The organism is Bacteroidota bacterium (assembly GCA_008933805.1).
In the GTDB taxonomy this organism is placed as follows: domain Bacteria; phylum Bacteroidota; class Bacteroidia; order UBA8524; family UBA8524; genus SB11.
In genome coordinates, this window is record WBUH01000011.1 from 1 (window position 1) to 11,323 (window position 11,323).

Genomic DNA, 11,323 nt, shown 5'->3' on the forward strand with positions numbered 1-11,323 from the left:
GATACAGTAGGGTTTATCCGCAAACTGCCCCACATGCTGGTAGAGAGCTTTAAATCTACTTTGGATGAAGTGCGCGAGGCTGACCTTTTGCTGCACGTGGTGGACATATCACACCCCAATTTTGAGGAGCACATACAGGTAGTAAAAGACACTTTGCGTGAGATTAAAGCCGAACACAAACCTGTTTTGATGGTAATGAACAAAATAGATTTGTACAAAGCCGAAGACCACATAAGCTATGCTGAGAACGACGAGGAAGTAGACACCCCCGTATCGCTGTCACAGCTAAAAAACACATGGATGGCAAAAGAGAATGCTCCTGTGGTGTTTATATCAGCTTCGCAAAAAAACAACGTAGAAGAACTGCGCGACAAACTGATAACGTTTGTAAAGGCTTTGGGAAGTTTTAACACCTGAAACTAAACGACAACAGTATAAAAAATGCAGTAAAAACAGGTTTTGTAAAATTCACTGTTTGATTTTTAGCAAAAAAGTATAATTTCGCGGAAAAATAAAAGACGGCTTATGTACTGGACATTAGAATTAGCCTCATATTTGGACGACGCTCCCTGGCCCGCTACTAAGGACGAACTGATAGACTATGCCATACGCTCAGGTGCTCCGCTTGAGGTGATTGAAAACCTTCAAGAGTTGGAGGACGATGGCGAACCTTACGAAAGTATTGAAGAGGTTTGGCAGGATTATCCCACCGATGAGGATTACTTTTTTAACGAAGACGAACTGTAAAACAACGCAGTAAGAACTTTTAAAAGCCTGTAGCTATTATAGCATCAGGCTTTTTTCGTTTCCCAAATTTCTTCGCCAAAAAGGCTTTCTTGGTATTCTTCGCGTTTGCGCACGGGCACGCTGTATATCTCCAACATATCGTAACTGTTGGTTTTTAGATTGATACAATACTTAAGCGCGCTGCCGTTGCCTATACTGCGCACCACTTCGGTACTCAGCAGTTTCGAGAAATCACGTTGTATGGTCTTACGGTCGCATTTAAAGTCAAGCGTAAGCTCTTTGGTACCCAAATACCTTTTTGAGAACAAATAGCGTATAATTTGTTGCTGACGCTCGTTAAACTCTTGCGAATGCGGTGCTAACATATCAAGCCCTTCGTCGTATAAAAAGTTAAGCATATTGCGCATACGCGGCTCACGTTTTTGGTAGCCTGCATTTTGCCTGTATAACTGGCGCAACAAACCATCTACCCTTTGCAGGCTTTCTTCGGTAATTGTGTACCCAATCTCAAGCAAAGGAGTTAAGTCCATTTCGCGCAACTGACCCACTGTAAGTCCGGCAAGTGCTTCCGTATGCTCGTCCAACAAGTTCTTTTGGTTTAAAGCCGCCAAATTCACCGTAAACAAATTGCGTAGCGTTAATCCCTTCGTTTTCAAAAACACCGACTGCACCAACGCGGGGTATGATAATGGGTAATTTTTAAACGGACGGGTAATTTGCACCAGCATCCTCAACATCCAGCTTTGGGTAAAAACACCACCGTTTGCAGGATTGAGTATATGAGCGAAACAAGGACGCAAACCGCCAATATCCAGCGAAGCTGAAAATTCGCTTCCTGCATTTTTAGTCAAACCACCAACCAAAGCCAATAAGGTTTCGGGGTGTTCGGGTTTAAGCGTTTTTATGTTTTTGCTGAGCCAAGCCTCTAAATGAGTGACAGCGGGGCTATATCCCTCTTCAATAGCAAGGCAAAAATTATAAATATCTTCAGGCGATAGGGTATCTAATTTTTCATTGTCAAAACCCACGATGCAGCACGATTCGATGTCGGATGCCGCAGTTGCCATTTTCTTGATTTCGTTTTCGGGTAAAGAGAAAAAAGTAATCTTCCTCTCCAATCTGTCATATAGCTGTTGAAGACGGGCCTCCCTTTCAAAATCAGGAGTGTAAGTTAGCGGATGTTCTGATTGACCTGAAAACACTAACACAAAGCTAAAGTAAAATATTGCACATATTGTTACACAAGGGTTAGCGAAGTATGACCGCTTGTTCACACTATGTTAACACAGGAAATATGCTGTGCAATTTTTTCAGGAAAATAGCGGGTTTCAAAGTGTTTACTTAATTGTACACCATAGCAAAAAAACCGTTGATAACAGTCTGTTAAAGATAATTTTTTGTGGTTAGGGCTTCTTTTTAGCCCTAAATGTTCTACCCACCATGTACAGAGTGCCGGGAATAAGTACTGCCCAAAGCCTCCACGAGTTTCTACCGCTAAGCGATGATATACCAAAGGCTTCAGGAAAAAAGTAAAGAGCCGTAATGGTTGCTGTACATACCAGAAACACTATGGTGAGCAGTTTTGCCCAAATGGTATCGTAAAACCCTTTGCGTTCGCGCGCTTTAATGGGCTTTACAAACTCAACGGAAGCAGTAGTATTTTCAATAGTTTTAGGGGATTCATCAATGGTATTGACCGATTGGTCACCGCTGCTTGTTTCCTTGGTTTCCAACAATGCAATAAACTTATCTGCAAATGCGGCAAACTGTTCGCGGCTTTCGGCATCGTTCCCCTCATTAAAAGCAACTGTACGGGGCGGATTAATAAAATATAGTTTAATGTATTTGCGTTCGCCCCTGTTGCGGCTAAGTTCTGAGTCTAGCAGATAGCTTTCAAGGTCGCGCCAGTAAAACACTGCCTGCTTTGGTTTTAAAACAAGGGGAAGCTTTGGAGTTAATTTTTGCTCCAATCGGTCGTTATACAACCAAAACTCACCGGTATAAAGCAGGCTAAAAATAATAAGTGAAATAACACCTACAAACACAGCAACGGTAAGCCAAACAGGGGCGCCCAGTATAATAAGCGTAAACATAGCCCCCATGCCTATAAATGTCGCCCCAAAAACTACCCCCACCATCATACCGGGCTCCATGTAGTTAACCTTAATGTAGGCATTGGGGTTTTCCATAGGCTTTTACTGCTTAGGTGCGAAATACTTTTTCAGGCGTTTTTCAAATTTAGCAACTACCTCAGCTTCGTTCAAAAACCCGTACGCATTAGAAACAAATGCAGGAAAAGGTTCGGGTATATTTTTAAACTTATCGGTGTAAACAACTAAGCCATACATACCGCTGGTGTTGCTTACCTCATCAAACTGCCGTGCAAATTCAGCAAACAAATGTTGTTTTGCAGGCAATTTAATTGAGCTGTCGCGTTGCATGGCACTATTCAGCAAAATACCGTCAAACTTGCCGTTCAAGGCCAGTTTACTGTCGCTGTCATAAATAAAATAAACAGGAATAAATGTAAGCTTTTCGGTAAACGCATTACGAATTTCCATAGCTGCCTCAAGAGCCTTCAAACGTTCATCCTCGGCTTCTTCCAAATAGCCTTGGTCTTTAAGCAAGGCTATGCGGGTAAAATTCTCTTTCACTCTCACAATAAGCATCAGGCTATCGTACTTATAAGGCAAGTCGGTTGCCATATCCGCCTGTACTTCGGGTTGAAGCACGGTTTCTGCCCTTCTGGGTACAATCTTATAGTTTAGCTTCACTTGCAAACTGCCAACCCTGCCCACCACATCCAGCGGGTGTATTTTAGCAGGCAATCCCTGATTGTATTGTATTCCAAGGTCGATGCGTTTGCTAAGCGGAGCCATAAACCCAGCACTTAACAAAATGCCGGGCTGCATTGATTTTTTATTATCCAATGTTAAACGGGTAACGTTCGTACCCTCAATATCGGGAAAGCTTGTTTTGCGGTCAACCAAAAAAGAAAATGCAGCACCAAGAATGATGCGCACACTGTTTTCATCTTCAAGCGGTTGGTAAGAGAACCTCGACCCCAGTTCCATATAGTGTTCGGTAATAACACGACGCTCTACCGCACCTGAGTCGTTATAAAAATACTGATTGAACCCAAAACTGTTATACGCCAATCCCGGCATTACCCGCCAGCGGTTAGACAGTTTATACTCAGCCTCGCCCCACAAGCCCCAGCCTACACGGCTTTTAAACGTATCAGTATGGGCGGTAACAAAGGGCATATTAATATTAAACCCCAAGCGATAGGCTAGCGCATCCTTTTTATTGATACCGTTATTTTGTGCGGTAACAGCCGTTGAAATCAGCAAACCAATTGCGGTAAAAACCACAACATATATTCCTCTTCTCATGGTAATGTTATCAAGTACTTTCATACATAGTTGTTGGTTATGTATGCATCCATATTAAACGAAAACTGTGTATGAAACGTTTTTCTAACGGCAAAGGTTGAATGCTTTTTTGAAGCATACAAGTTACTTTTTAACAGAAAGATAAAGTATGTACTGATAAATATCATTTTACATCCACCCAAAGTATTAGTAATTTTACACTTAAATTTAACAACCATGAGTATTAAAAAGATATTAGTGCCTACTGATTTTTCAGGTGTGGCAAAAAGTGCGCTTACGGTAGCCGCGTCAATTGCAGCAAAGGCTAATGCAGAATTGCACTTGCTTAATGTGATACACGTTCCGGTAATAGACCCCTATACTCCTGCCGAGACCATTAATACTATAAAAGAGGAAGAAGAAAAAAGCGCCCAGCAAGAGTTGGCAAAACTTGCGCTTGAGCTGCAAAGCAAAGCACCTGTAATAACCGTGAAACTGGGATTTGCAGTGGATGAGATTATAAACTACTCTGAATCTAACAATATCGACCTGATTGTAATGGGAACCACAGGTGCCACCGGCGCCGAGGAGTTGCTGTTGGGCTCTAATGCTTCAGGCGTGGTAGGACAGGCCAAAATGCCCGTATTGTGCATACCTGATGAGATGAAAGAGTTTAAGACCAACGACATTGTATATGCCAGCGATTTGGAAAAGAACGACATTAGCGTTATTACCAAACTGCTTGATTTGGCTAAACTGTACGATAGTAACTTCCATATTTTACATATTACCGACCCTGAATTGCCTACCGAAGAGAAGAACCCCGAAGAGGTGTTTAGGGGGATTGTTGAAGCTACGGGTTATAAATCAATGGGCTTTCACAATATCGACAATACCAGTGTTGGCGATGGTATTACTGGTTTTATAACAACGGGCCCTTGTGATATTTTGGCAATGGCAGTGCACCACCGCAGCTTTTTTAGTCAGCTGTTTCATCGTAGTTTAACTAAAAAAATGGTAAACCACTCGCACGTGCCTGTGCTTACTTATTTTAAATAATATACCTCACACGGATTGAAATCCGTGATTTTTGTAATTACAATGGTCGCTAGGACTTAAGTCCTAGCGACCATTGTAATTTTTATGACGGGCATAAAGCCCGCCGCTATTATTTATGTGCGTCTTGAAGGGTTTTAAACCCTTCGAGACGATACCCTCAAAGCCCTGAATTTTATATTCGGGCTACTTAGCAAATGCGTTGTGGGTATGTATTAATAATCACCGATTTAAGATGCTATAGGTCCAAATGGGTGTAGATTTCGGTGGTAGCGAAGGTTTATCCGAAGTAATCCCAACCCATTAATGACAAACGGATGGCTTCGTCAATTCTTCCGACAGGCATAAAACCCGTCGCTATTATTTGGTGTGCGTCTCGAAGGGTTTAAAACCCTTCGAGACGTTACCCACAAAGCCCTTAATTTTATATTCAGGCTAATTAGCAAACGCGCTGTGGGTGTGGCTCAATAATCACCGCTTGTAATTATTCTTAGGGTGATATAAAGCAATCACCGATTTAAGGTATTCCCTGTCTAAATGGGTGTAGATTTCTGTAGTAGTAATGCTCTCGTGCCCCAGCATTTGCTGCACGGCACGTAAATCAGCACCACCCTCTACCAAGCTGGTAGCAAATGAATGCCTGAACGTGTGCGGACTAATCGTCTTTTTAATTCCTGCTTGGGTAGCCAACTGCTTGCTGATAATAAACACCATTACCCGTGTAAGTCGTTTACCCCTGCGGTTCAAAAAAACAATATCCTCTTCGCCTCGTTGCGGGGCAATGTGTTTGCGGTGATGCTGCACATATAGCAAAATACTATCAATAGCTTGTTGGCCAATGGGCACTAAGCGTTCTTTACTGCCCTTGCCTACCACTTTTATAAACTCATCGTCAAAAAATAAATTGCTCAGTTTCAACTCTACCAACTCACTCACCCGCAACCCGCAACTGTAAAGGGTTTCAATAATGGCTTTGTTACGGTGGCCTTCGGGCTGACTAAGGTCAATTATGCGCAGCATGGCATCAATTTCCTGCACGTTCAATACTTCGGGCAGTTTACGTCCCAGTTTGGGCATTTCAATCAATTCAGTAGGGTCGGTTTGCACCAAATCCTCCAGCAACAGGTATTTATAAAATGCCCGTATGCCCGAAATAATCCGTGCCTGCGAAGAAGGAGTCATGCCCAATTCAGTAATCCACTTTAAAAAACCTTTGAGGTGAGTTGGGGTAACTTCTTGCGGAGAGAGGGTTAGGTGGCTAATCTCAAAATATTGCCCCAGTTTCTCCATATCGCGCAGGTATGCCTCTACCGAGTTGGGCGAAAGCGATTTCTCCAACTGCAAATGCTGCTTAAAACCTTGCAACGTAGCGGGCCACATACTGCAAAAATGGGGATAATTTTAGAATACAACAGTGAATAGTTAAAAGCCGCAATAGGGCGTTTCAAATTCCTTTAGCTTTTGGTAAAAATCATTACTAAAAAACGAATAACGTTTAGGATAATACTCATTCAGCGATTCGATCTGTGTATCATTCAATTCATTATAAGTTAATTTATAGACAGTTAACGCTCTTTTATTCCTTACCAGAAAATAAATATTTTCTATTACACTTAGTTGCCTTAAAAACACCTCATACGTTGTTGATGGCTGATAGGTTATTACTATTGAATTCTTTTTAGGATTCTGAGTTATCAACACTTCCAATTCTTTAACCAATCGTAGCGAGTCTATTTCTTTCCCGTTCAAAAACACGGCATCATCGGATAATTGAATTACTTGTTGATGTTTGTTAGAATCACCAAAATATTGGATAATGAAATTCTCGCTTTCTTTCCATCGGTTTGAAAACAGAGTAGCAGGAATGTATTTTTTTATTGCTTGCGTGGGTTTTAAACTATCATTTAAATTGTTTCCAACCATGAATGAAAACTTATAAATCGAGATACTGTCCAGTACTGCAAAAACAGAATCCAAAAATTTCATCGAAACTCCTTTATCAACGTATAGCCCCATCTCCCTCTCTGCGTCATTCGGCAGATGGGGCAATTCTAAATGGTCTCCGAGGTTCTTGATTGAAGGACGAACGCCTTTTATCATCATAAAAGGTGCTGAATTATGCATTCCAATAGAGAGTTCACTTACATATTGTTTTGCATTCGCGCCTTTCCGTTTATTCGGGTTTGCAAATGATAATACATTATGCTTTGGCAGCTCAAGTGATACGTTAGTCGGTATTGATAGCTTGACAGAATTTGCTTTTCTGGTAAAGGAAATGCCCATAAAGCCTAATTCCAAGCCTTCACCAATTTCTACAGGATACCTTTTACCATTAATCTCTAACTGCCCATTTTTAAAGATGTATTTCAGTTTGTATAACAAAGAATTTTCATCCCTCAAAAACAATGAATCATTCGTAAATCGAGCTTCAACAAAATAATTCACAGGGTGTTCTGAAGTTGCAGAAACGGCATACCATTCGCCTTGCAAGAGATTATGTTTATCAGCACAACTCACTGCAAGTAGAATAATTAATAAATAAATAATTCCTGTCTTCATTTAGGTATAAACGCGTTTAGAATTGATAAGGTTGTTGCCCTACAAACCCCAATTTTCTTTATTAAACTGTATGAGTACTTCCTTGGTGTTTTTTCTTCACAGGCATAGGCAATAGCACATCCTCAATGTCGCATTCTATTAAATCCAAACCTCTCTACAATCTACAAAATTGTAACTGATAAATGCCAAATGAACCTTACCTTTGCGGTTTCTAAAAAACGTCTGATGGAAGTTACCGTAGAAACCGCCAAAAAACTGGGTTTATTGCCCGAAGAGTTCGATAAAATCAAGCAAATACTGGGTCGTACGCCCAACTTCACCGAGTTGAGTATTTACAGTGTAATGTGGAGCGAGCATTGCAGCTACAAAAACAGTATTGTTTGGCTAAAAACCCTGCCCAAAGACGGCCCTGCCATGCTTGCAAAAGCAGGTGAGGAAAACGCCGGACTGGTAGATATTGGCGACGGATTGGCCGTTTGTTTCAAGATAGAAAGTCACAACCACCCCAGCGCTATCGAGCCTTACCAAGGTGCGGCTACGGGTGTGGGCGGTATCAACCGCGATATATTCAGCATGGGCGCACGTCCTATTGCACAGCTAAACTCGCTACGTTTCGGTAATCTAAAAGAAGACCGTACCAAATGGTTGCTGAAAGGTGTTGTAAAAGGCATCGGCGATTACGGCAACGCCTTTGGCATTCCTACTGTAGGCGGCGAGGTGTATTTTGACGAGTGCTACCACACCAACAACCTTGTAAATGCAATGTCGGTAGGTATTGCCGAGGTAGGCAAAACCGTTTCGGCCATCGCCGAAGGCGTGGGCAACCCCGTTTATATTTACGGTTCTGCCACCGGAAAAGACGGTATCCACGGAGCGGCATTTGCTTCTAAAGATATTTCAGAAAACTCTGCCGATGACCTTCCCAGCGTACAAGTTGGCGACCCCTTTTGGGAGAAGCTGATTTTGGAAGCTACTATGGAGCTGCTAAAAACAGGTGCCGTAATAGGTATGCAAGACATGGGCGCGGCTGGTATTACTTGCAGCACCAGCGAAATGGCTGCCAAATCGGGCACCGGAATGCGCATCGAGCTGGATAAAGTCCCCATGCGTCAGGCAGGCATGAAAGATTGGGAAATCCTGCTTTCAGAGTCACAAGAGCGGATGCTGGTTATCATCAAAAAAGGCACTGAAAAAGAAGTAGAGCGCATTTTTGAAAAATGGGATTTAACCTTTGCCCAAATTGGTGAAGTAACCGATAGCGGTAACGTACAATATTACATGAACGGCGACCTTTGCGCAGATATTCCTGCCGAGTCGTTGGCATTGGGTGGCGGCGCACCTGTTTACCACCGAGAATACAAAGAGCCCGAATACCTGAAAAAAATTGGCGAATACAGCTTTGATAAAGTAGCTCAACCCGAAAATTTAACAGAGGTAGCCTTTTTCTTAGCCGGACACCCCAACATTGCCAGCAAGCGTTGGGTGTACAACCAATACGACAGCATGGTGGGCACTGTGAACCAAAGCACCAACAAACCCAGCGACGCTGCGGTAGTGAAGGTAAAAGGTTCTGACAAATCACTGGCGTTGACAGTGGACTGCAACAGCCGCTATATTTTTGCTGACCCCGAAAAGGGCGCAAGCATTGCCGTAGCCGAAGCCGCCCGTAACATCACCTGCACCGGCGGAACGCCAAGTGCTATTACCAACTGCCTAAATTTTGGCAACCCTTACAACCCTGAGGTTTACTGGCAGTTTGTAGGTTCTATAAAAGGCATGGGAGCTGCTTGTTTGAAGTTTGAAACCCCCGTAACAGGTGGTAACGTTAGCTTCTACAACCAATCAACCATTGACGGTACTGCTGTTTTCCCAACCCCAACCATTGGTATGGTGGGTATTATTGAAAAAGGCAGCAGCCCAATGACCCTCGATTTCAAAAACGAAGGCGATATCATTGTTTTGATAGGCCAAAACCAAAACGATATTTCATCGTCGCAATACCTTGCCTACTGGCACAAACAAAACTTCTCACCCGCACCGTATTTTGATTTGGACGAGGAGTTTGCCATGCAAAACACCCTGCGCAAACTGATCCAATCAGGCAAAGTGCAATCGGCACACGATGTATCGGAAGGCGGTTTGTTCATCAGCTTGTTAGAGAGTGCCATGCACAACAACTTGGGCTTTGAACTAACCACCGATGCCCACCTGCGCAAAGACGCTGTGTTGTTTGGCGAAGGCCAAAGCCGCGTAGCCATTAGCTGCCGCCCGCAAGACCTTGCTGCTATTGAAGCCGACTTGAAAGCTGCCAACCAAGCCTACTCAGTAATTGGTAAGGTAAACGACGGCAAAGTGCTGGTAGACGGCGAATTCTTTGGCATGACCGCTGAATTTAAAGAAACCTACAACACTTCTATTGAGAAGATGGTTGAAGGCACTTCGGTAGCTATTTAACGTCCTGCCGACGTAAGTCGGCAGCTCATTCCCCATTTATAAACGGGTAGTGTCCCGCGCGCTCCTTCGACAGGCTCAGGATTTGCCAGCCCGCAGCCGCAAAAAGTCATGCTGAACTTGTTTCAGCATCGCATAAGTGCATCCAAACAAACCCTACCTTATTGAAGTAACGTAAGGATGGGGTAAACAGCCTGCGTGGCTTCCCTCGTGCTAAGGAGGGATTGAGGGAGCTATGCCAGCACCCCGTCATTCCCAACTTGATTGGGAATCTCACTTTCTGAACACTCCCCAAACATCGGGAATAAATCCCGATGCTATTCATAGAGAACTGGCACTCTATACACAGCGGCAGGTCTGCGTACCTGTCGCTGAATATTGCCTACCATCCCTAACCCATCCTAAGAACAAGTAGTGGAACAACCACACAAGCTCACCACCCCAACAATGGCCGCAGTTATTAAAACTCGTTTGACGTTTAAAGGGCTGCGCGCGGCTTCCCTCCTACTAAGGAGGGACTGAGGGAGGTGTCGACACCCTCCGCACCCTTCGACAGGCTCGTTTGTTATATTAAAAATTTAACACAATATACTTAATATCAAAATTTTAAAGAAAATAGTAATTGATTATTTTCATGTTGGGTACAACATAGGTACAACTCATTAGTTGTTTTGATAAAGAGGTTTTAACTCCAAAGAAATAGCAACGGTGAGTGCCATTTGCTCCTTTGGGTCGGGTTCTATCACATAGCGAAGGTGGCAATTACTTCTTAAAATGGTGGCCGTACCGTTGGAACTTTCGGAAGTGATTAAGATATGCGCAAGCTGTTTGGCAACGATTTCGTTGCGCAGGTTATTGGTGAAATTGATATAAAGAGGGGTTTCGTTTAGTTCTTCATCAACAAGGCAAATAAGGTAAACACCTCCCTTCTCAGGCAATGCTGTCAAATCCATTGCGTAATATTGGTAGGCTGTGCTATTGATAAAGGACTTTGCACGTTCTTGTAAGTCATTCCATCGGTTAGTTTGCAGCTTCATTGGATTGAAAGTAAATAAGTTTAAAAATAGCCGCACCAAATCGGTGCGGCTATGGTGTAAAACACTGTGCATCCCTTCATGTGGGACTATTGTATATTG

10 protein-coding genes are annotated in these 11,323 nt (G+C 43.0%); 4 read left to right on the top strand and 6 right to left on the bottom strand.

All coding sequences use genetic code 11. The features are described from left to right. Positions 1-417 (top strand): GTPase HflX (locus F9K23_11475; protein KAB2915108.1); only part of this gene is annotated, 417 nt, incomplete at its 5' end. 108 nt (positions 418-525) lie between these two features. Next, a complete protein-coding gene (locus F9K23_11480) occupies positions 526-747 on the top strand; it encodes a DUF2795 domain-containing protein (protein ID KAB2915109.1) in 222 nt (73 codons plus the stop codon). Positions 748-791: 44 nt separating this feature from the next. On the opposite strand, the gene F9K23_11485 is transcribed toward F9K23_11480, so the two are convergent. The 3 genes from F9K23_11485 to F9K23_11495 form a co-directional block, all read right to left on the bottom strand. Then, a complete protein-coding gene (locus F9K23_11485; protein ID KAB2915110.1) occupies positions 792-2,021 on the bottom strand; it encodes a DeoR family transcriptional regulator in 1,230 nt (409 codons plus the stop codon). Between the two features lie 129 nt (positions 2,022-2,150). Continuing rightward, the gene (locus F9K23_11490; protein ID KAB2915111.1) at positions 2,151-2,936 is read right to left on the bottom strand and encodes a hypothetical protein; all 786 of its coding nucleotides are present in this window, start codon (positions 2,934-2,936) and stop codon (positions 2,151-2,153) included. A 6-nt stretch (positions 2,937-2,942) separates the two neighbouring features. Beyond that, positions 2,943-4,166 carry a PorT family protein gene (locus tag F9K23_11495; protein ID KAB2915112.1) on the bottom strand — a complete coding sequence of 408 codons (1,224 nt, stop codon included), beginning with the start codon at positions 4,164-4,166 and terminating at the stop codon, positions 2,943-2,945. 192 nt (positions 4,167-4,358) lie between these two features. On the opposite strand from F9K23_11495, the gene F9K23_11500 reads away from it, so the two are divergent. After that, positions 4,359-5,180: a universal stress protein gene (locus F9K23_11500; GenBank protein ID KAB2915113.1), complete on the top strand. Its 822-nt coding sequence runs from the start codon at positions 4,359-4,361 to the stop codon at positions 5,178-5,180. Positions 5,181-5,648: 468 nt separating this feature from the next. On the opposite strand, the gene xerD is transcribed toward F9K23_11500, so the two are convergent. Both xerD and F9K23_11510 read right to left on the bottom strand, forming a co-directional pair. After that, complete coding sequence (gene xerD / locus F9K23_11505; GenBank protein KAB2915114.1) at positions 5,649-6,557, bottom strand: site-specific tyrosine recombinase XerD; 909 nt, start codon at positions 6,555-6,557, stop codon at positions 5,649-5,651. 42 nt (positions 6,558-6,599) lie between these two features. Then, positions 6,600-7,736, bottom strand: coding sequence for a hypothetical protein (locus F9K23_11510; GenBank protein ID KAB2915115.1), 1,137 nt, complete (start codon positions 7,734-7,736; stop codon positions 6,600-6,602). A 225-nt stretch (positions 7,737-7,961) separates the two neighbouring features. Between F9K23_11510 and purL the strand changes: the two genes are divergently transcribed. Then, positions 7,962-10,190 carry a phosphoribosylformylglycinamidine synthase subunit PurL gene (gene purL, locus F9K23_11515; GenBank protein ID KAB2915255.1) on the top strand — a complete coding sequence of 743 codons (2,229 nt, stop codon included), beginning with the start codon at positions 7,962-7,964 and terminating at the stop codon, positions 10,188-10,190. Between the two features lie 659 nt (positions 10,191-10,849). Here purL and F9K23_11520 read toward each other — a convergent pair. Beyond that, positions 10,850-11,224, bottom strand: coding sequence for a hypothetical protein (locus F9K23_11520; protein ID KAB2915116.1), 375 nt, complete (start codon positions 11,222-11,224; stop codon positions 10,850-10,852). Positions 11,225-11,323: the final 99 nt, after the last annotated feature.